Below are 21,509 nucleotides of genomic sequence, written 5' to 3'. Positions count from 1 at the left end.
GAGAGCCTGCCCGACCTCAGCGGTGCGCCCCGCGTCGCCGTCGGCGAGACCCTGCTGAAGGTCACCGACCTGAAGAAGCACTTCCCGGTGAAGAAGCCGGGCATCATCCGGCTACCGGACGACCCGGTCAAGGCCGTCGACGGCATCTCGCTGCAGGTGTCGCGCGGCGAGACCGTCGGTCTGGTCGGCGAGTCGGGCTGCGGCAAGTCCACCGCCGGACGCACCATGTTGCGCCTGCTGGACCCGACCGCCGGCACCATCGAGTTTGCCGGCAAGGACATCACGACGGTCGGGGGCCGCGAGCTGCAGCAGTTGCGCCGCGAGATGCAGATGGTGTTCCAGGACCCGTACGGCTCACTCAACCCCCGGCACAGTGTGGGCGAGATCGTCGCCGCGCCCTTCGAGATCCAGAAGGTCAAGCCCGCAGGCGGCGTCAAGGCAGCGGTCCAGGAACTCATGGAGCGCGTGGGCCTGAACCCGGAGCACTACAACCGGTACCCGCACGAGTTCTCCGGTGGCCAGCGGCAGCGCATCGGCGTGGCCCGAGCGATCGCGCTGCGGCCGCAGTTGGTCGTCTGTGACGAGCCGGTCTCGGCCCTGGACGTCTCGATCCAGGCGCAGGTGGTCAACCTGCTCGAGGACATCCAGGCCGAGCAGCAGATGGCCTACGTCTTCATCGCCCACGACCTGTCGGTGGTTCGGCACATCTCCGACCGGGTGGTCGTGATGTACCTGGGCAAGATCATGGAGAATGCCGACCGCGACACGCTCTACGAGTCGCCCCGCCACCCCTACACCAAGGCGTTGCTCTCGGCCGTCCCGGTGCCGGACCCCGCGTTCACCTCCAAGGTGGAACGGATTCGGCTGCAAGGGGATCTGCCCTCGCCGGCCAACCCGCCGTCCGGGTGTGTGTTCCGCACCCGGTGCTGGAAGGTGCAGGAGCAGTGCTCGGTCGAGGTCCCACCCGTGGTCGAGCTGGAGCCGGGCCACCAGGTGGCCTGCCACTTCCCCGAGCCGAAGTCCGAGGCGGTCTCGTTCATCCCGACCCAGGACGACCCCTCGGCGGGATGACCTCCACCGATCGACCCGGCCCGGACCGCCGGTCCCAGCGCCGGCTGATGCTGGTGCATGCTCATCCGGACGACGAGAGCATCACCACCGGCGCCACCATGGCGCACTATGCCGCTGCCGGCGCGCAGGTGTGCCTGGTGACCTGCACCCGAGGTGAGCAGGGCGAGGTGATCCCGCCGCAGCTCGCCCACCTGCACGGGGCGGCTCTGGGCCGGCATCGCGAGGGTGAGCTGGCCGAGGCGATGCTCGCGCTCGGGGTGAGCGATCATCGGTGGCTCGGGGCGGCGTCCGGGGTGCGGTTCATCGATTCGGGCATGGCGCTGGACGGCGCCGGTGGCGTGGTGCTGCCCGAGGACGTCGCAGCGGACGCCTTCGCGGTGGCGGACGTCGAGCGTGCCGCGGGATTGCTGGCGGCGGTGATCGACGACGTCCGGCCCCAGGTGGTCATCACCTACGACCCCAGCGGTGGCTACGGGCACCCGGATCACGTGCAGGCTCATCGGGTGACCATGCGTGCGGTGGAGCTGGCCGTCTGGCCGGTGGCGCGGGTGTTCTGGATCGTGGTGCCGGCCTCTGTCGCGGCCGCCGAGCGGGCACGGCTCGCCGAGCCGGGCAACCCGTTCGCCCCCTGGCCGGACGCCGCGCCGTCGCCGGTGGTGGTCGCCGACGAGGAGGTGAGCGCGGCGGTCGACGGGCATGCGGTGCTGGCGCGCAAGGCAGCTGCCTTGCGCGCTCACGCCACCCAGGTGAGCGTTCACGAGCCCTACTTCGCGCTGAGCAACGACCTGGGGCAGCTGATCGCCCCGGTCGAGTACTACCGCCTCGCCGGTGGCACTCACCCGAGGCCGGACGGCGAGCCGCTCACCGACCTCTTCGCCGGCCTCCCAAACCCTCGGTGATCATGTAATCCGTGCACGCTCGTGAAGCAATTCACGAGCGTGCACGGATTACATGATCACCGAGGGTGGGGCTGTCCGAGTGAATCGGTGCCGTCGCCTGGGTGACTGAGAGTGTTCAGGGTGGCACCCACGGCCCCCTGGTCCGCATCATCGTCACTACCGGTAATCATCAGCCGGGCGGAACGAGACCGGGAGTGACATGGGCAGGCACGCCGAGGACGAGACGCAGGCACCCATCGTGATGACCGCATCCACGGCGACCCCGGTGGAGACGCTCGCTGCCGCGTCGCGCTCGACCCGCCCGCTGATCACGGACGTGGCCCGGATGCGCGAGCGCCGCCGGCGGTTCCGGGTGCTGCGGCTGGCCGCCGGGCTCGGTGTCGTCCTGGCCTGGGTGGGCTACCGCCTGGCCATCGCCGACCATGTGCTGCCCGCGATGCCCACGGTGGACCCGATCTACCTGATGACCGGCATCTTCTTCGCCGCGATGATCGCCGCCACCCTCGGCAGCTACGTCTTCGCCGGTCGCTCGCCACACCTCGTCTACCGCCCCGAACAGCTCGACGTCCGGTTCGAGGACGTCAAGGGCCTGGCCCCGGTCACCGAGGACGTGAAGCGCTCGCTCGACCTGTTCTTGTCGGCCCGCACCTTCCGGCGGGAGATGGGCGGCAGCCCCCGACGCGGCCTGCTCTTCGAGGGCCCACCCGGCACCGGCAAGACGCACATGGCCAAGGCGATGGCCGCCGAGGCCGGGGTCCCGTTCCTGTTCGTCTCGGCGACCTCGTTCCAGTCGATGTTCTACGGCGCCACCTCGCGCAAGATCCGGGCCTTCTTCACCGAACTGCGCAAGGCCGCCCGGGCCGAGGGTGGGGCCATCGCCTTCATCGAGGAGATCGACGCGATCGCGATGACGCGGGGCGGCATGCCCGCGGTGGCCCACTCGGGCGCGGCGATGACACCTGGTGGATCGAGCCGGGCCGTCGTGGGCATGTCCGCCCTGGACTGCGGTGGTCTCACCGGCCTGCCGGCGATGTATTCCGCAGCCTCCGTCAACCCGGCGGGGGGCGTCGTCCATCGGTCGATGACCAGCGAGGGCGTCGGCGGGGTGGTGAACGAACTGCTGGTACAGATGCAGTCGTTCGACACCCCGACCACCGGCGAGCGGATGCGCAGCGCCGTGATCGATGCGGTGAACACCCTGTTGCCGGCCTCGCGTCAGATCCCGCGGCCGCGCACCGAGGCCCCTGAGGTGCTGGTGATCGCGGCCACCAACCGGGCCGACGGGCTCGACCCGGCGCTGTTGCGTCCGGGCCGGTTCGACCGCCGGCTGGTGTTCTCGGTGCCCGACCATGCCGGACGCCGCGAGCTGATCGACCACTTCCTGGGCCGCAAGGCGCACGAGAGCGAGATGGACGACGACGAGCGTCGTGATGCTCTGGCAGGCATCACGCAGGGTTATACCCCGGTGATGCTGGAGCACCTGCTCGACGAGGCGCTGATCAACGCCATCCGGCGCGACGGCGACGGCCTCAACTGGGCCGACCTGGAGCGGGCCCGGATGGTGATCGAGGTGGGCCTCGGTCAACCCGTCGGCTACACCGAGCACGAGAAGAACCTGATCGCCACGCACGAGGCCGGGCATGCCACGCTCGCCTGGCTGGTGGCACCGCAGCGCCGGCTCGAGGTACTGACCATCGTCAAACGCGCCGATGCCCTGGGGCTGCTGGCGCATGGTGACACGGCCGACGTCTACACCCGTTCACGCAGTGAGCTGGAGGCGTTGATGTGCATCGCCTTCGGTGGTCAGGTGGCCGAGGAACTGTTCTTCGGAGACATCTCCACCGGCCCGGCCGGCGACCTGACCTACGCCACCAACGTTGCGGCCCAGATGGTCGGTCAGGCCGGCATGTCTGACACGCTGATCTCGTTCGGTGCGGTGCAGGGGTCGGCCTTCGGCGACCCGGGCCTGGTCGGTCGGGTACTCGGTGACGGTGAGGGCCGCCGGATGGTCGAGGGACTGCTCACGGCCCAGAAGGAACGGGCTGTCGGGTTGCTGGCCGGCAACCGGCACCTGGTCGAGGCGCTGCGGGATGCGCTGCTGGAGCGCCACGAGCTCATCGGACGCGAGATCACCGACGTCCTGGAGGCCGCTCAGGCGGCCCACCAGGCGAGCGATCAGCGGCCGCGAGTCCGCGTGAGTCCGGGGACGGCGTCCGAGGTGCCCGCCGCGGCGTCCTGGCCCACCCAGCGGATCGCCCCGCCGGCCACGGTGGATCTGCGAACCGGCGGTGCCTGGTGGGCTCCGACTCAGCGCAAAGAGCCCACAACGACCGCGTAGTCTCCATCGGGTGTCGACGACCTCGCCCACACCGGCCACGCCTCCGCCCGCCGAAGCCGACCCCCAGGTCTTTCGGCGGGCGGTCGGCCGTTTCGCCACCGGCATCTGCGTCGTGACCACCGTGGTGGACGGGGTCGATCATGCGATGACCGCCAACGCCTTCACCTCGGTGTCGATGACGCCGCCGATGGTGTTGGTCTGCGTCGAGCAGGAGGCCCGGTTTCACGACGCCGTGCTCGCCAGCGGACGGTGGGGCGTCAGCGTGCTGGATGCCACGGCGCAGGGCGCCTCGACCTGGTTGGCCACCCGGGGACGGCCGCTGCCGGGCCAACTCGACCGGGTGGCCCACGTGCGCGGTGAGCACACCGGGGTGGCGTTGCTCCAACAGGCGCTGAGTTGGCTGGAGTGCCGCACGGTTCAGGTGGTGGCCGCCGGGGACCACAGCATCGTGGTGGGTGAGGTGCTCGGTTGCGTGCTGGCCGACTCCGACGCCGGAGCGCTGCTCTACTACCGCAGTAGCTACCGCGACCTGCGGTGACGATCTGCTCAGCGGCGACCGCAGTCCGCGACTGACTGACACCATTCGTGACTCTTTGTCGTCCCACCTCGTCGGACCTGGGCGTCGCGGTCGTCTCGGGCGCCTTACGATGCCGCTGTGACTGACGCCCTGAGTGACCGCGGCCGATCCGCAGAGGCCGCGGATCAACCCGAGGTGATCACGGTGACCTCCAGCGAACCGATGGAGTCGAGTGAGGCCGGGGACACGGTCGAAGCGCCGGGGGCGTCCGGGGCAGCGGTCGAGGTTGTCGAGACGGCCGAGGAATCCGAGGAATCCGAGGAGGACGCCTCGCCCGGCTCCCGGCCCGGGTGGGCCTCGCCGGCCGACCTCTTGGCCTGGATGACGCGATCCGGCACCGTCGGGGGGCAGGGGGAACAGCCTGCGCCACGCGATGCCGCGTCGGATGACGCAGCCCCCCACGATGATGCACCCGCAGACGCGGCCTCGGCCGGCGGTGCATCGGCCGACGGCGAATCGGGCGTCGGCGAATCGGACGACGCAGCACCCGGCGACGAGGACTCGGCCGACGCGAATCTGGTCGACGCGGATGCGGGCGACGTCGCACTCGTCGCCGAAGCACCCGGCGACGCGGAGCCGGCCGAGGAGGACTCGGACGTCGTCGCACCGGTCGTCGTCGCACCGGTCGTCGCGGCAACCGTCGCGGGTGACGAGTGGGTCCACCCCACCGACGCCATCCCGTTGCCTGCTGCACGTCCGGTGGCGCCGACGTCCACACCCCCTCCCGAAGCCACCCCGGCACCGATTCCCGTACCCGCCCCGGCTCCGGGCCCGGCGCAGGCGCCAGCTCCGGCTCCGGTGCCACCGCCGCTGCCGCCGACAGCCCCGTTGACGATGCCCGCTGCCCCGCCCGAGGCGTCTGTCGGCGACGTCGGCCCGGACGCCGGCCCGGACGTCGACGTCACTCCGCCCACCGAGGGGATGGACCTCCTCTCGGAGGTGTTCGCCCCCGCGGTCTCGCCGCGGCCGGTTCCGTTGCCCCCCGTCGACCAGCAGGCCCTGGCTGAGGCCGAGGCGGCGGCTCGCGCCGCACGTGAGACGCCGTCACCGTCCTCTCCAGTTGCCGCAGGCGCCGTGGTCGCGGATCCCTTCGCCGGGGACACCGTTGCCGACGGCACCCTGCTGTCCAGCGGTCCCGCCACCTGGTCCTCGTCCCCGGCCGGCACGCTGCTGCCCGGTGCATCCGTCGGTGGTCCGCCGCCTGCGGCCGACCACCGGAACGGCCGCCGCCGCGCCGTCCTGGTGACGGCCTCGGTTCTGCTGCTCGGGGCTCTCGGCGGTGCGGTGGCCGCGGCAGCGACTGTGGACCTCGTCCCCCGGGGTACCAGCATCGGGGGCGTCGAGCTGGGTGGGTTGCGCCGCGATCGGGCCATCACCGAGCTCTCGGCCCGCGCCCCGTCGGCCAGCCTGCCGATCCCGGTTGCCGTGGGGGGGCGTCAGGCGAGCCTCGACCCGACTGCGGCCGGCCTCCGGTTGGATGCCGCGGCGAGCGTCGACGCCGTCCTGGGCGGTGCGGTCAACCCGTCACGGGTCTGGCACCAGATCGTCGGCGGTGCCGACGAGCCCGCCCTGCCCGGGGCCGACCGGACGGCGCTGCGCACCACGCTGGAGGCGATCGCCCAGCAGACCGCCCAGCCGCCGGTCAACGGCGACATCACCTTCGAGGCCGCCGGCCCGCACGCCGTCGCCGCGGTGACCGGCACCAGCCTGGATGTGGACGCCGCACTGGAGGTGGTGGCCCGGGGGTGGCTCGCCCGCTCCGGCACCCTCAGCTTGCCGGTGAAGCAGACCCAACCCGTGATCACCCAGACCGAGGTGGACCGGGCGCTCGCCGAGGACGCCGCCAAGGCCGCTTCGGGGCCGCTCACCGTGGTGATCGGTGGCACCACGACAACCATCACCCAGGCCGCGGTGCAGCCCATCCTGTCGATGGCGCCCAGCGCCGCCTCGAAGGGCCGGCTGGAACTCGTCGTCGACGGCGCTGCGCTGCGCACCGCCGTCCTGGCCGCCGGCAGCGTGACCGAGCAGAAGCCGCAGGACGCCAAGATCGTGCTGAAGGACGGCGTCCCGACGGTGATCCCGTCCAAGGACGGCGTCACGCTGGACCCGGTGGCGCTGGCGGCTGCGGCGAAGACGGCTCTGCTGGCACCTGACCGCAAGCTGGTGCTGGCCGCGGCCGTCGCCAAGCCGAAGCTGACCACCGAGCAGGCCACGGCGCTCGGTGTGAAGGAGAAGGTCTCGACGTTCAGTACCAATCTGACGTCCAACGCGCCGCGCACCAACAACCTGCGCATCGCGGCCCGCACCGTCACCGGCACCCTGGTGTTGCCGGGGCAGGTGTTCAGCCTGAACGAGGTGCTGGGCAAGCGAACTCCCGAGAAAGGGTACGCCGAGGCACCGACGATCATGAACGGCCGACTGGTTCCGGGCTACGGCGGTGGGGTGTCGCAGATGGCGACCACCATCTACAACAACGTCTTCTTCGCCGGTCTCGAGGACGTCCATCACATGCCGCACTCGTTCTACATCTCGCGCTATCCCGAGGGGCGCGAGGCCACGGTCAACTACCCGAACGTGGACCTGAAGTGGCGCAACGACTCTCCGTACGGCGTGCTGGTCGAGGCGAGTGTGACCAACACCGTCAACGTCAGTTTCTGGAGTACCAAGCAGTACGACGATGTGATCGCCTCCAAGAGCGAGCGCAGCAACCCTCGACTGCCCAAGACGGTGTACGACCCGAGGCCGAACTGCGTGGCGCAGGACGCCAATTCGGGCTTCGACGTGTCCGTGAGACGCAAGGTCCTCAAGGACGGCAAGGTCGTCAAGGATCAGACCTGGCGCACCACGTACATCGCTGAGGACAAGGTGATCTGCGGCCCGAAGCCGAGCGACACGAACCTGGTACCGGGCCCACGGCCCGGGCGCTGACGAGCTCCGCCCGACGACCTCCGCCCGACGGTCTCAACTCGTCGGCGTCAGGTAGTCGTAGCGGTGATGCACGCGGAACCCGCTCGACAGGTAGAGCCGGTGCGCCGCGCCGTTGGCGGCTGCGGTCTGCAGGAACGCTCGGCGAGCGCCGGCGGCCGCGGCCCAGTCGGCGATGGCCCACAGCAGGTGCCGGGCCAGGCCGCGGCGGCGATAGGTGGGGTGCACCTCGACCGCGGTCACTCCGACCAGGTCGCCGTCGAGCGAGCCGCGGGCCACCGCTGCGGTGACGTCGGCTGCCGGATCGCGCACGGTGAAGAACGCCTGCATGGGCGCGGACAGCAGCAGGGAGCTGCCGGCGGGGGGCAGGTCCTGACCGAGGTAGCGGTAGGTGGCCAGCCACGCGGCGTCCGGGGTGTCGGTGCGGGTGGCGTCCAGGCCGTCGGGCAACGGCGTCGCCGGCTCGGCCAGCAGCCGCTCGGGCGTGCTGGTCAGGGTGTAGGCGCTGGTACCCGCCCCCGGGTGCCAGCCCGCGGCGTCCACGGCGGCGCGCAGCGCGAGCTGTTCGGCGCCGTCGCGGAGCTCGGGCAGGGCGGCCAGGGCCTCGACGGGTAGTGCGGTGGCCGGGCCGGCGACCGGGGCCGGGCAGTCCGCTGGAACCGGCAATGACATCCGCACCGGCAGCGACCGTGCGGTGTAGAAGGCGTGCACCCGTCGTAACGCCTCGCCCAGGTCGAGCCCATGGGTGGCCGGATTCCCCAGGGCGAGAACGGAATTGGCCCGCCCGGTGAATCCGTGGTGAGCGCGGAGCAGCCATGGCCCGAGCGGCTCGCAGTGGCTCGGCCGCCAGTGCGCCAGCTCGAGCCGTTCGAGCTCGGCCAGCGAGGCAGCCGACGTCCTGTTCACGACCCGGCCGCCCAGGCGCGCAGCTGAGCCTCGGTGCCGAAGAAGGTGTTGCGGTCGAGCCCGCCGCGGACGCCGGACTGCCACACCGTGGCCCGGGTCCAGCCGGCGGGCAGCGGCCCGGCCACGCCTTCGTGGTCGTACAGCCACAACGGGTTCGAGGCCGCCAGGGTGGTGTCGGACCCGGTGCACCGGTTCCACCAGTCGGCTCGGACGTAGATCAGCGCATCGCGTCCGGTCAGGGTGCGATAGGTCGTGGTGAAGCTGCGGATCCAGGCCCGCATGCGGGCGGGGGACAGGCCGTAGCAGGGATCGCCGCCGGCGGCGTCCCCGGTGTTCTTCTCGAGATCGAGAGCTCCGGGCAGGGTGCGACCGTCGGCGGTCCAGCCGCCCCCGGCGGCGAGGAAGGCCCGGGCCTGGGCTGCCCCGGTCGCGCCGAGGGGGCGGGCGTAGTGGTACGACCCGGTGAAGAGCCCCGCCGCACGTGCCCCGGCGCGTTGGGTGGCATGGTGCGGGCTGCGCCACGTCGTGCCCTCGCTGGCCTTGATCCACACGAACCGGACGCCGCTGCGGCGCTGGGCCGCCCACTCGACGTGGGGTTGGTAGGCCGAGACGTCGATGCCGGCCACGGTGGCGGTCCGCGTCGGTGTCGGGCTGGTCGGAGTCGGTGTCGGGCTCGACGTCCGGCTCGGTGTCGGGGTGGCGGCGAGGGACGTGCGGGCGGGGGCGGGCGTCGTCCCGGCACCGGCCGGCAGGAGGCTGCGCGCCGGAGGGGTGGGCGTCGCCTGGTCGCTGCAGCCCGCCGACAGGACGGCGATCACCATCGCGGCGCCGGCCACGAGGGGCCGTCGGGATGGGTGTCGACCGTCGCGGGGGCTTGCCGTCACGAGAGCCCATTCTGCCGGTTCGCCAGGGGCTCAATGGCCCCTGAGCTGCGGGAAGTCCCATGTTAGGGTTGATCTTTCGATTCGACAGCTGCCTCTCGGAGGGGTCGTCCATGCCCACCCCGGTCTCCCGGCCCGAGTCTCGGCCGGGTTCCGCCAGCGCGTTCTCGACCCTGCGCGGCCGCAACCTGCTGACCCTGGACGACGTCACGGGGGGCGAGATCCTCGAACTGGTCGAGCGGGCCGAGCTGCTGCGCCAGCGCCGCCGAGACGGCGCGAACGTGGCCACCCTGGCCGGCAGGGCCATCGCGTTGATCTTCCTCAAACCCTCCACCCGCACCCGGGCCGCCTTCATCGTGGCCGCCACCCAGACCGGTGCTCACGCCGAGGTGTTCACCCGCGACGACATCCGGTTCGGGGTCAAGGAGTCGACCAAGGACATCGCCCGCGTGCTGGGCCGGATGTTTGACGGGATCATGTTCCGCGGTTTCGAGCACGCCACCATCGCCGAGTTTGCCGCTCACGCCGGCGTCCCGGTGTGGAACGGCCTGTGCGAGCAGTACCACCCGACCCAGGTGCTCGCCGACCTGCAGACGCTGCGGCAGAACTTCGGCGAGCTGAGTGGCCTGCCCCTGACCTATGTCGGCGACGGCCGCAACAACATGGCGATCACCCTGGCCATCGCCGCCGCCAAGATCGGGCTCGACCTGCGCATCCTCGCGCCGCCCGAGCTGCACCCCGACCCCGAGCTGATCGCCGGGCTGCTGGCACGGCGCGAGAGCCCCGTGGGCGCCATCACCGTGACCGACGACTGGTCCACGGCGCTGGACGGCTCGGCGGCGCTGTACAGCGACGTCTGGGTGTCGATGGGCGAGGAGGACCAGACCGACGAGCGGATCGCCCTGTTGCGCGACTACAAGGTGACGGCCGCGATGATGGCGGCCACGCGGCGTCCGGATTCGATCTACCTGCACTGTCTGCCCGCCTTCCACGATCTGGACACCGAGGCGGCCCGAGCTCGGCCCGATCTGCGTGAGGTGGACGACGATGTGTTCGAGGGGCCGAACAGCCGCGTGTTCGACCAGGCCGAGAACCGGATGCACACCGCCAAGGCGGTCATGGAGCTGACCCTGCTCGGCTGATGTGGTGCGTGGCGTCTCACCCCTCGGTCAAGGTTGCCCGTCGACCGCGCGATACTTGCCCGGGACCGCGATACTTGACCCGCTGCCGGAACCGCCCGACTACGTGCGCGCGCAACGCACAGGAGGACCTACCGTGACCTACGTCATCGCCCTGCCGTGTGTCGACCTCAAGGACAAGGCCTGCATCGAGGAATGTCCGGTCGACTGCATCTACGAGGGCGAGCGATCGCTGTACATCCACCCGGACGAATGCGTCGACTGCGGTGCCTGTGAGCCGGTGTGCCCGGTCGAGGCCATCTACTACGAGGACGACACCCCGGAGCAGTGGAAGGAGGACTTCTACAAGGCCAACGTGGAGTTCTTCGACGACCTGGGTTCGCCCGGCGGCGCCGCCAAACTCGGCAAGATCGCCAAGGACCACCCGATCATCGCCGCGCTGCCGCCGCAGCAGACCGAAGGGCACTGAGCTGCGCTCGCTGCCCGACTTCCCGTGGGACCGGCTGGCACCGTTCGGTGACCTCGCCCGCCGGCACCCCGGGGGCATCATCGATGCCTCGATCGGTACGCCCGTCGACCCGACGCCGGCGGTGGCCCGCGAGGCGCTGATCGCGGCGTCCGATGCCCCGGGGTATCCGGCGACCTACGGCACGCCCGCACTGCGCGAGGCGGTCGCCGCCTGGTTCGCCCGGCGCCGCGGGGTGCCGGACGTCGACCCGGACGGTGTGCTGCCCACCATCGGCTCCAAGGAGCTGGTGGTGTGGCTGCCGACCCTGCTCGGGCTCGGCCCGGGCGATGTGGTGGTGTTCCCCGAGCGGGCCTACCCGAGTTACGACGTCGGGGCGCGGGTGGCCGGCGCGACGCCGTTGCCGGCCGACGGGGTGCTCTCGCCCGAGGCCTCGGCCGGGGTGAGGCTGATCTGGGTCAACTCGCCGTCCAACCCGACGGGTGCGGTGCTGGGTGTGGCCGAGCTGGCCGAGGTGGTCACCTGGGCGCGCTCGATCGGTGCCGTGGTGGCCAGTGACGAGTGCTACGCCGAGCTCGGCTGGGACGTGGCGGAGGTGCCGAGCATCCTGGACCCCCGGGTGTGTGGCGGGTCGCACGAGGGGCTGCTGGCGGTCTACTCGACGTCCAAGCAGTCGAATCTCGCCGGGTACCGGGCGGCGTTCGTGGCCGGGGACGTCGCGCTGGTGCAGCAGTTGCTCGAGATCCGCAAGCACGCGGGCATGATGATGCCCGCGCCGGTGCAGGCCGCGTTGACCGCTGTCCTGACGGACGACGCACACGTCGCCGAGCAGCGCGAGCGATACCGGGCGCGACGCGACCTGGCGCTGAAGGCGTTCACCGCGGCCGGGTTCCGGATCGAGCACTCGCAGGCCGGGCTCTACCTGTGGACGACGCGCGACGAGCCGTGCTGGGACACCGTGCGTTGGCTTGCCGAACGCGGCGTCCTGGTGGCGCCGGGGGAGTTCTACGGCGCAGCAGCCGCACGCCACGTGCGAGTGGCCCTGAGCATCACCGACGCGGACGCCGTCCAACTCCCCGCCCGCCTCACCTGAACCCAACCCGCCCCAACCCCAACCCGCTCATGCTCCGCGGGTGCCCCGTCATGCTCCGCGTGTGACGCATGACAACGTCGTCGCGGGGGCAAACCCGGTCACCTGCGGAGCATGAGCGGGTTGGGGGTGGGACGTCGTGGGGTCGGACGTCGTGGGGTCGGGTCAGTCGGGCGTGGGGAGTGGGATGAGCTTGACCACGGCGCCCAGGCCCTGGCGCAGCTCGCTGCGGCTGCCGTACTTGCGATCCAGCGCCGTCCGGATGCCGGAAACCTCGTCGCTGCTGTCGAGGGAGGCCTCGAGGGTGAACACCGCCACCGAGCCGTTGACCGGCACGCTGACCTGCTCATCCTGCAGGCGGCGGCGGAACAGCACGTCGATCAGGCGGCGCGAGGCGACGTAGATGACCTCATCGAGCTCGACGTACTGGACGTCGTAGCGCCGTCCGTCGCTGCTGGTGGTCAGGGGCAGGTGCCAGTACGAGTCCAGGGCGCGCGTCGTCCGGTGGCCCCAGATCACGTCGAACTGTTCGTCGACGAACCGCGCCAGGCCGGACATGATGCTGGTGTCGTAGTGCCGGACGTCGGTGCCCAGGTTCGTGCCCTGGGACAGGAACGAGCACAGCGCCCGCTGGTCGGTCAGGTAGAGCCGAGCCGGTGGCAGCAGTGAGTAGATGCGTACCGAGAAGCGTTGGGCCGCAGCGGAATCCAGCGAGTCGCGAAACGATTCGAGCTCGACCAGGGTGTCGGCGATCAGGGCCGCCACGTCGACCGAGGTGCCCAGGTCGTCCTGACGTTGTTCGGCGGCGTGGCTCATCGGGTCCATGGTGAGGATGCGCACCGAGGCGCCGGCGCGCAGAGCCGAGCGCGCGGCGTCCAGGAAGGGTTGGCGCCACGGCTGGTCCATGACATAGGGCCAGGCGCCCATGATCTTGACCGTGTGCCGGGCACCGGCGACACCGCTGATGAACTCGCGGTGCGGGAAGGCGGTGAGGATGCGCTCCTCGGGTCGGCGGGCGATCTCGATCAGCGGTTCGAGGACGACCGCCGTGAGGACGACGCCGACCACGGTTGCGCCGAGGTTGATCAGCAGGTCGCGCATCGCGCCCGCGGGCAACAGCACGGCCAGCACGATCAGCCCGGCGCCGAGCAGCACCAGCACGATCAGAGCGGTGACGTAGTGCGGCCGTTCGGCCAGTGTCCGCCGGAAACGTCGCACCATGGCGCAAACCTAACCATGCTCCGCAGGGGCGCGGGTATGGCCCTTTGACGACGTTGTCGACCGTCAGTAGCGGAGCATGAGGCGTCACCTGCGGAGCATGAGCGGGTTGGGCTCGGGGTGTGGCTCGGGGTGTGGCTCGGGGTGGGGCTACTTGACGGCGCCGGCGGTGAGGCCGCCGACGAGGTGCTTCTCGATCAGCATGAACAGGACGACGACCGGGACGACGGCGATCACCGAGGCGGCAAACATCTGGTCCCAGTGCTGCTCGTACCCGGTGACGTAGGCGCGGATGCCGACGGTCAGCGGCTTCTTGTCGTCGTCGATCATCAGGGTCAACGCGACCACGTACTCGTTCCAGGCGGCGATGAAGGTGAAGATCGTCGCGGTCACCAGGCCCGGGCGGGTCAGCGGCAACATGATCCGCCACAGTCGGGCGAACTGGCCCGCGCCGTCCAGTTCGGCGGCCTCCTCGACCTCCTTGGGGATGGAGGAGAAGAACGAGTTCAGGATCCAGATCGCGAACGCCAGGTTGAACGCCGCATTGGTCAGCACCAGTGCCCCATAGGTGTTGACCATGTTGAGCTCGAAGAACTCCCGGTAGATGCCGACCACGAGCGAGGTGGGCGAGAACATCTGGGTCACCAGCACCAGGATCAGGAACGCCGTCCGACCCGGGAACCGGTACCGCGCCGTGTAGTACGCCGCGGGCACCGCCACCAGCACCACGATCACCGTCGAGGCCACCGAGACCACCAGCGAGGTCTTCAGCCAGTTGAGGAACCGCTCGTCCCCGAGCACCTGGCCGTAGGTCGACCACTGCCACTCGCGCGGGAACAGTGACGGGGGAGTCGTCTTCACATCGGTGCTGGTGCGCAGTGAGTCGAGCACCATCACCAGGTAGGGCGCGAGGAAGGCCAGCGTGATCACGGCTCCGGCCAGACCCATGACCGGACGGCGCACCCGCCGCCAGAGCGGCGTCCGGGCTGTCGATGTGGTCGCCGCGGTCGGGTTCGTGCCGGTGGTGCTGACGGCCGGACTCATCGGGTCTCCTCCCGCCAGTCGACGACCTTCAGGTAGATCGCCACCACGACCAGGATCAGGGCGACGTTGAGCAGGCCTGCGGCAGCGGACATCCCGACGTCCTTCTCCTGGCTCTTGAAGGCCAGCTTGTACATGAAGGTGATCGTGGTGTCGTGAGCGAACCCGGGGTTGCGGTCGTTGAGGGTGTAGACGATGGGGAAGGAATTGAACACGTAGATGGTGTTCAACACCGTGGCCACCAGCATCGCCGGACGCAGCAACGGGAAGGTGATCAGGCGCCAGCCCTGCCAGGGTGAGGCGCCGTCGACGAGGGCGGCTTCGTGGAGGTCATCGGGAATGGCGTTGAGCCCGGCCACGAACACGAAGGTGGTGAACGGGATCGAGACGAACACCCCGACCACGATCATCGAGGCCAGGGTCCAGGAGTCGTCGCCGAGGAAGTCGATCGATTCCGAGATCACGCCGATCTTCTTCAGGGCCGCGTTGAGCAATCCGTAGTTGTAGTCGTAGAGCAGCACGAACAGCTGCGAGGTGATGAGCAGGGACGCCGCCCACGGCACGATGAGCGCCAGGCGGGCCACGCGTCGTCCGGGGAACTCCTTGCTCAGGAACTGGGCCAGCATCAGCGAGACCAGGATCGTCAGCCCGACCACCGCCACCACCCAGATCACGGTGTTGGTCAGCACCGTGCCCAAGGTGGGGTGCTCGAGTACCGCCCGGTAGTTGCGCCACCCCGCGCCACCTTGGCGTAACCCGGTGATGGAGAAGCGATTCAGCGAGGCCTGCACCAGGCGGACCGCGGGGAAGAGCACGACCCCCACGATCAGCGCGAGGGCCGGCCCGATCCACAGCAGTGCCTGCAGTGGACCGGACCGGCCGCGCGTGTTCATCGAGTGATCACCGTTGGATGACCGGGAACGTCAGCTCGTGGTCTCGGCGGTCTTCTGCAGCCCGTCGAGCACGGCCTTCGGGTCGCCGTTGGGCGCCGTGGCCGCACCGATGTTCTGCTGCACCGCGAGCTTGATCTTGTCCCAGGTCGGGTCGTCGGTCGGGGTGAGGTGAATGTTGGGCAGGGTGTCGAGGTAGACCTTCAGCTTCGGGTCGGAGGCGAACACCTCGAGACCGCTCTTGGTGACCGGCAGGAAGCCCTCCTTCTTGATGAAGGTGTTGACCTGGTCCTTCTGGTAGTACAGGTCGTAGAAGGCCTTGACCGCCTCCTGGTTACCGGGCTTCTTGAAGGCCATCAGGTAGTCGGTGACACCGAAGGTCTGCGGCGCGCCGCCGTCCTTGGTCGGCATCGGGGCCACGCCGTAGTTGACCTTCTTGTCGGCGTCGAGCGCGCCGGCGAGCGGCGAGAACCCGACCACCATGCCGGCCTTACCGGACTTGAACAGGTCGAAGGCGTCGGCGCGGTTGGTCTTGCCGGGGTTGTTCTGGGTGACCTTGTCCTCGACGGCCAGCTTCTTCAAGAAGGTCAGCGTCTCGACGTTCTTCGCCGAGTTGATCGTCCACTTGCCGTCGGCCTTCCAGTCGCCGCCGTTGTTGAACGTCCAGATCGAGAACTCGCCCTGGGCCTCCTCCGGGCCGAGCGGCATCGCGTACCCGACGGTGCCGTTGCCCAGCGCGGTGATCTTCTTGGCGTCGTCCTCGAACTCGGCCCAGGTCTTCGGCGGGGCGGCGATGCCGGCCTTGGCGAACAGGTCCTTGTTGTAGAAGAACGCCCGCGCGCTGGACAGGTCCGGCATGCCGTAGAGCTTGCCCTGGTAGGTCCCGGACTTCACGAACGCGTCGAGCAGATCTCCCTTGGCGGCATCCGACAGGACGTCGTCGGCCGACCAGAGCAGGCCGTCCTTGGCGTAGGAGGCGTAGACGTTGAGGTTCAGGATGTCCGGCGGCTGGTTGTTCTGCACCATCGTCGAGGAGGTCTGGTCGATGCTGTCCCAGCTGACCACCTGCACCTCGAGCGTGGTGCCGGTCTTGGCCTTGTAGGCGGTGGCGAACGCGTCCCAGAAGGCCTTCGTGTTGTCCTTGCTGTACTCCGCGGCGACGATCTTGATCGAGCTGACCTTGGCCGCGGAGCCGCTCGCGTCGGCGCTGGCGCCACCGGCCGACGAGGCGCCGGTGCCCCCGCCGCAGGCCGTGAGCCCGAGTGCGGCCGCTGCGCCGAGTGCCAACAGCGCGGATCTGCGTGTGGTCATGAGGAGAGCCTCCTGGCGAGATCGAGAGATCGGATCGTCCAGCAACCTAGCGTGAAGGCACGACCTGCCCGAAGGACGGCAACCGATTCGTTACGCACCCGCGCAGTTCGGCTGCGCGTTCCTCGCCCGCTCATGCTCCGCAGGTGACGGGACGTCGTCCGATGACAACGTTTGCGAGCGTCACCGGCGGAGCATCGCGCGGTTTCTGCGGAGCATGAGCGGGTTGGGGAGAGGGTTGGGGGTGGATCAGGGGGTGAGGAGGGTGTGGGTGCGGGGTTGGCCCACCGCCAGCAGCAGGGTGGGCAGTCGGGGGCCGGTGTCGCGGCCGACCAGCAGCTCGTAGAGCAGGGCGAAGAAGGCGCGCTGGGCGACCTTCAGCTCCGGGGTGGGCTTGACGTCGGGGGCCAGGCCCAACTGCTGCTTGGGGACGCCGTAGACCAGAGTGGTCAGTCCATCGAGCGACCAGTGGTCGGCCAGACCGTCCAGCAGCAGCCGCAACCCGGCGCGCTGGGTCTCGTCGAGTTCGGCCAGGCGCGCGGCGTCCGGGGTGGTGCGCACCTGGGTGCGCTGGTCGGCGGGCAGCGTGGCCACCCACCGCTCGACGCAATCCAACCGGGGCCGGACGTCGTCCAGGCTCGCCACCGGGTCGGCCGGGTCCAGGTCGGCCAGGATCCGCAGCGTCTGGGCGTCGTCCCCGGTGGTGATGTCGACGATCGAGGCCAGGGTGCGGTAGGCCACCGGGCGCGGCGTCTGCGGCAGCACGCCGGCGCTCTGGGTCGAGCGGGCGCGATGGTAGGACGCCGTGTCGGCGGGGCTCGCGGTACCGGCGGACACCTTGCGGCCCAACGCATCCCACTCGTCGTAGAGCCGGGCGATCTCGGCGTCGAACGAGACGTTGAACGCCTGGTTCGGCCGACGGCGGGCGTACAGCCAGCGCAGCAGCGAGGGCTCCATGAGCTCGAGGGCGTCCATCGCGGTGGGCACCCCGCCCTTGGAGCTGCTCATCTTGGCCATGCCACTGATGCCGACGAAGGCGTAGCGCGGCCCGATCGGCCCCGGGGCACCGAAGATCTCGCTGACCAGCTCGGTGCCGACGGTGAACGAGGACCCCGGGCTGGTGTGGTCCACCCCGGACGGCTCGAAGGCCACCCCCTCGTAGGCCCAGCGCATCGGCCAGTCGACCTTCCAGACCAGCTTGCCGCGGGTGAACTCGGCCAGCTTCACCGACTCGTGGTGACCGCACGCTGCGCACGTGTAGCCGAGCTCGGTGGTCTCGTCGTCGTAGGCGGTGACGGTGGTGAGGTCCTTGTCGCACACCGTGCAGTACGGCTTGTAGGGGTGATAACCCGACGCGCCGGCGCCGTCGTCCTCGGCTGCCGCGCCCGATCCCTCGGCGGCGACCCGCGCGTTCTCGTCGGCATCGTCGGTGGTCTCGGTCGTGCCCGCAGCCGGGGCGGCCTTCTTGGTGCGGTATCGACCCAGGACGGCGTCGATCCGCTGCCGCTCGCGCATCGCCAGCAGGATCTGGTCGCGGTAGTCGCCCGCGGTGTACTTGGTGGTCTGGCTGAGCTGGTGCACCTCGATACCCATGCGGGCCAACGCCTCGAGCATCGGCGCCTTGAAGTGCTCGGCCCAGTTCGCGTGCGCGCTGCCGGGCGGTGCCGGGATCGCCGTCAGCGGTCGTCCGATGTGTTCGTTCCAGCTCTCGTCGACCCCGGGGATGCCGAACGGTACCTTGCGGAAGCGGTCGTAGTCGTCCCACGACAACAGATGGACGACGTCGCGCCCGCGTCGGCGGATCTCGTCGGCCACCAGGTGCGGCGTCATGATCTCGCGCAGGTTGCCCAGGTGGATCGGGCCGGACGGACTCACCCCGGAGGCGCAGATGATCGGCTTGCCGGCCAGGGTCGGGTCGGCGGCGAGACGGCGGTCGGCCTCGGCGATGACCTCGTCGGCGAACCGGGCCACCCAGTCGCTGCGCATGCTCGCGTCGAGCTCGTCGGCTGGGTCGGTCGCTGGGTCGGTCGCTGGGTCGGTCGGGGTGCTGGTCTCCACGAGACACGATTCTCGCATCGATGCGCCGGTGCTCCGGCTGTCAGGGTGGGGCGTCGACCTGCCGATGGGTGCGCAGGCGGCACACCCGGCGGGAACCGATCTTCGCTGGTGATCGTCGGACGGCTTGTCTACCCGGCGGATGCCGGTGCGGAGCGGAGGATGAGTCCGGTGGCGGACACCAAGGACGGCGACAAGGACAGCGACACCGGGACAGCCGATGGCGGGACGTCGAAGGACGCCACGCGGCCGCACGGCAAGGCGCTCGCGCGGTCGATGCCCCGGGTGAGGGGCCGGGCGATCATCGGCGTGCTCGTGGTGGCGGGGTTGGCGGCGCTCTTGCCCACCGCGGTGACCAAGACCGCTGGTGGTGAGGTGGCGGTGATCCGGAACGGCGGTCCGTTGAACAACAACCGGATCCGCCAGATCGTGCCGCCCGCCTCGGGGGTGACCTGGATCGGGTTCTTCTCCCAGAAGCACCCCTACCCGGCCCAGCAGCGCTTCTACACCATCACCGGTGACAGCACGCGAGGTGATCGCACCGGTGTGGACGTCGAGAACCTGCCGACCGCGGACGGCGTCGAGGTGGGCGTCGAGGGCACCGTGTACTTCCAGCTGAGCGCGGATCCGGAGGCGCTGAAGGCCTTCGACGACAAGTACGGCACCCGCAGGTACCGCGGCGCGGACGGCGAGTTCCGGTATGCCTGGGACAGTGACGAGGGCTGGGCGACCTTCCTCGACCAGATCGTGCGCCCGGTGATCAGCAACGCGTTGCGTGAGCAGATCGGGTCGGTGCAGTGCTCGGAGCTGCAGGCCTCCTGTGCCCTCGTGCAGAACGGCGGCAGTCTGCAGGCAGTCAACGCCTCGGCGGGCAAGAGCAACCTGAAGATCTCCAAGATCCAGGACGAGATCAACAAGACGTTGGCGGTCGACTTCGACGCCACCCTGGGTGGGGCGTTCATCACCAACGTTCGGTTCAACCTCGCCAAGATCACCCTGCCGGCAGCCGTGCAGGAGGCCATCAACAAGTCGCAGGCAGCTTTCGCGGCGGTGACCGAGGCTCAGGCCAAGGTCAAGCAGGCCGAGGCTGAGGCGGCAGCCAACAAGGCGCGTCAGGCCGGGTACGAGAACTGCCCGGCCTGCGCCCAGATCGACATGCTCAAGGCGATCCCGCCGAGCGTGACGACGTTCGCCCCGGGCACCGGATTCGCCGTGACCGCACCCGCGCCGGCCCCGACCAAGTAGGGGCCCCGACCCGTCCACCACCCCGTGATCATGCAATTCGTGCACGTTTTGTGCACGGATTGCATGATCACGGGGTGGTGGACGGCCTGAGCAGATGACGTACGTCGCAACCCGTTGCACCCTGGTAGGGGTGGCACACGGGGAGGGCGCGCATGGCTCGACATCGAGCGGATCCGCCTGCCCCGCGCCCCCGCGACGCCCTGCCCCGCCACCGGTTCACGCCCCGTCCCCCGAGGCACCGTGCTCGGTCGGTCGCTTCCTGGGCGATCAGCGGCGCCGTCCTGCTGGCCTGCGTCGCCGCACTGTCGGCCGCCGGGGCCGGCGGGGCGAGCCGGGACGACGTGCGCACCAGTTTGGAGTCGGCGGCCACGCCGCCACTCACGCAGGCCGCACCACCCGTCGACCTGGAACGTCTGGCGCGCTACGCCACCGAGCTCGCCTCGTCGTCTGGGCCGGTGCCATCGACAACATCGGTGACGTCGACGATGGCGCCCACCACGCGCCCGGCCCCGCTGCGCACGCACGAGAGCAGCGACCCGGTACCCGCCGGCCGCATCGTGTCGCCGGGCCTTCCCGCCGGGGCGCTGGCCGCGTATCGCAGCGCCGCGGACCGGCTGGCCCGCACCGATCCGGGCTGTCACCTGCCCTGGAGCCTGCTGGCCGCGATCGGCACCGTGGAGTCGGACAACGGCCGTTTCGGCGGCGCCGTGCTCGGGCCGGACGGCGTCGTGCGTCCGCCCATCATCGGCATCCGGCTGGACGGCGGCCGGCCCGGCACCACGCGGGTGATGGACACCGACCGCGGTCGCCTCGACGGTGACCCGGTGTTCGACCGCGCGGTCGGCCCGATGCAGTTCCTGCCGGGCACCTGGGCCGGATTCGCGCGCTCGGCCGATCCGGGCCGCACACCCGACCCCCAGAACCTGCGGGACGCCGCGCTGACCGCGGCCGCCTACCTCTGCCATGGCGGCGCCGACCTCGCCGACCCGGTCGGGCTGCGCTCGGCCGTGCTGCGCTACAACAACTCGGTTGCCTACGCCGACACCGTGATCCGGCTCGCGGCGGCGTTTGCCTCCGGGCAGGTGCCGATCGGTCCGCCGGCCGTTGCCGCGAGTCCCACCGGTCGGCCCAGCCCCACGCCATCGCCGTCGCCATCCAACTCGCCATCCAGCTCGCCGACGCCGACGCCCTCGCCGGCGTCCTCACCGAGTCCGTCCTCGAGTCCGTCCTCGAGTCCGTCATCAACCAGTCCGTCCGTGAGCCTCTCCGCGAGCCTCTCCGTGAGCCCGTCCGCAACGCCCTCCGACTCTGCCGACTCTGCGACGACCGACACGACCCCGACCGACTCCACTCCGACGGACTCGACCCTCACGGACTCCGCCCCGACCGACGTCGGCCAGACCGACGTCACACCGACCGACGTCACACCGACCGACGTCAGCCCAACCGACTGAGGGGCG

At 70.3% G+C, this 21,509-nt stretch carries 17 protein-coding genes; 10 read left to right on the top strand and 7 right to left on the bottom strand.

The window, feature by feature from the left end; translation table 11 throughout:
* The first annotated feature begins 6 nt into the window (after nt 1-6).
* The 5 genes from IPK24_24875 (at nt 7) to IPK24_24855 (ending at nt 7,813) form a co-directional block, all read left to right on the top strand.
* Complete coding sequence (locus IPK24_24875; protein ID MBK8078689.1) at nt 7-1,071, top strand: dipeptide ABC transporter ATP-binding protein; 1,065 nt, start codon at nt 7-9, stop codon at nt 1,069-1,071.
* Nucleotides 1,068-1,970, top strand: a complete 903-nt coding sequence (gene mshB / locus IPK24_24870) for an N-acetyl-1-D-myo-inositol-2-amino-2-deoxy-alpha-D-glucopyranoside deacetylase (GenBank protein ID MBK8078688.1) — start codon at nt 1,068-1,070, stop codon at nt 1,968-1,970. Before IPK24_24875 ends, mshB begins: the two co-directional genes overlap by 4 nt.
* Before the next feature lie 241 nt (nt 1,971-2,211).
* Nucleotides 2,212-4,308, top strand: coding sequence for an AAA family ATPase (locus tag IPK24_24865; protein ID MBK8078687.1), 2,097 nt, complete (start codon nt 2,212-2,214; stop codon nt 4,306-4,308).
* Between the two features lie 10 nt (nt 4,309-4,318).
* A complete protein-coding gene (locus IPK24_24860; GenBank protein MBK8078686.1) occupies nt 4,319-4,846 on the top strand; it encodes a flavin reductase family protein in 528 nt (175 codons plus the stop codon).
* Nucleotides 4,847-4,963: 117 nt separating this feature from the next.
* Entirely contained in the window at nt 4,964-7,813 is a 2,850-nt protein-coding gene (locus tag IPK24_24855; GenBank protein MBK8078685.1) for a VanW family protein, read from the top strand.
* Between the two features lie 33 nt (nt 7,814-7,846).
* Here IPK24_24855 and IPK24_24850 read toward each other — a convergent pair whose 3' ends face one another.
* Both IPK24_24850 and IPK24_24845 read right to left on the bottom strand, forming a co-directional pair.
* A complete protein-coding gene (locus tag IPK24_24850) occupies nt 7,847-8,716 on the bottom strand; it encodes a GNAT family N-acetyltransferase (protein MBK8078684.1) in 870 nt (289 codons plus the stop codon).
* A complete protein-coding gene (locus IPK24_24845; protein ID MBK8078683.1) occupies nt 8,713-9,552 on the bottom strand; it encodes a hypothetical protein in 840 nt (279 codons plus the stop codon). The genes IPK24_24850 and IPK24_24845 overlap by 4 nt, the downstream gene beginning before the upstream one ends.
* A 158-nt stretch (nt 9,553-9,710) precedes the next feature.
* Here IPK24_24845 and argF point away from each other — a divergent pair, with 158 nt between their 5' ends.
* From argF to IPK24_24830, 3 genes are all read left to right on the top strand, one after another.
* Nucleotides 9,711-10,739, top strand: a complete 1,029-nt coding sequence (gene argF, locus IPK24_24840; GenBank protein ID MBK8078682.1) for an ornithine carbamoyltransferase — start codon at nt 9,711-9,713, stop codon at nt 10,737-10,739.
* Between the two features lie 133 nt (nt 10,740-10,872).
* Nucleotides 10,873-11,205 carry a ferredoxin family protein gene (locus IPK24_24835; GenBank protein MBK8078681.1) on the top strand — a complete coding sequence of 111 codons (333 nt, stop codon included), beginning with the start codon at nt 10,873-10,875 and terminating at the stop codon, nt 11,203-11,205.
* A 1-nt stretch (nt 11,206) separates the two neighbouring features.
* Entirely contained in the window at nt 11,207-12,295 is a 1,089-nt protein-coding gene (locus IPK24_24830; GenBank protein ID MBK8078680.1) for a succinyldiaminopimelate transaminase, read from the top strand.
* Nucleotides 12,296-12,457: 162 nt separating this feature from the next.
* Here the strand turns inward: IPK24_24830 and IPK24_24825 are convergent, their stop codons facing one another.
* The 5 genes from IPK24_24825 to IPK24_24805 all read right to left on the bottom strand — a co-directional run bounded on the left by IPK24_24825 (nt 12,458) and on the right by IPK24_24805 (nt 18,735).
* Entirely contained in the window at nt 12,458-13,513 is a 1,056-nt protein-coding gene (locus IPK24_24825; protein ID MBK8078679.1) for a hypothetical protein, read from the bottom strand.
* A gap of 147 nt (nt 13,514-13,660) precedes the next feature.
* Nucleotides 13,661-14,554: a carbohydrate ABC transporter permease gene (locus tag IPK24_24820; GenBank protein ID MBK8078678.1), complete on the bottom strand. Its 894-nt coding sequence runs from the start codon at nt 14,552-14,554 to the stop codon at nt 13,661-13,663.
* Entirely contained in the window at nt 14,551-15,444 is an 894-nt protein-coding gene (locus IPK24_24815; GenBank protein ID MBK8078677.1) for a sugar ABC transporter permease, read from the bottom strand. Before IPK24_24815 ends, IPK24_24820 begins: the two co-directional genes overlap by 4 nt.
* Before the next feature lie 30 nt (nt 15,445-15,474).
* Nucleotides 15,475-16,752 (bottom strand): extracellular solute-binding protein, encoded by a 1,278-nt coding sequence (locus tag IPK24_24810; protein MBK8078676.1) that lies wholly within the window; start codon nt 16,750-16,752, stop codon nt 15,475-15,477.
* A gap of 246 nt (nt 16,753-16,998) precedes the next feature.
* A complete protein-coding gene (locus IPK24_24805; GenBank protein ID MBK8078675.1) occupies nt 16,999-18,735 on the bottom strand; it encodes a lysine--tRNA ligase in 1,737 nt (578 codons plus the stop codon).
* A gap of 345 nt (nt 18,736-19,080) precedes the next feature.
* On the opposite strand from IPK24_24805, the gene IPK24_24800 reads away from it, so the two are divergent.
* Nucleotides 19,081-20,049 (top strand): SPFH domain-containing protein, encoded by a 969-nt coding sequence (locus IPK24_24800; GenBank protein MBK8078674.1) that lies wholly within the window; start codon nt 19,081-19,083, stop codon nt 20,047-20,049.
* A 152-nt stretch (nt 20,050-20,201) separates the two neighbouring features.
* Nucleotides 20,202-21,503 (top strand): hypothetical protein, encoded by a 1,302-nt coding sequence (locus tag IPK24_24795; GenBank protein ID MBK8078673.1) that lies wholly within the window; start codon nt 20,202-20,204, stop codon nt 21,501-21,503.
* Nucleotides 21,504-21,509: the final 6 nt, after the last annotated feature.

The organism is Kineosporiaceae bacterium (genome assembly GCA_016713225.1).
GTDB lineage: Bacteria > Actinomycetota > Actinomycetes > Actinomycetales > Kineosporiaceae > JADJPO01.
Note: the sequence above shows the minus strand (reverse complement) of the source record. Positions and strands in the feature narration are given on the sequence as shown.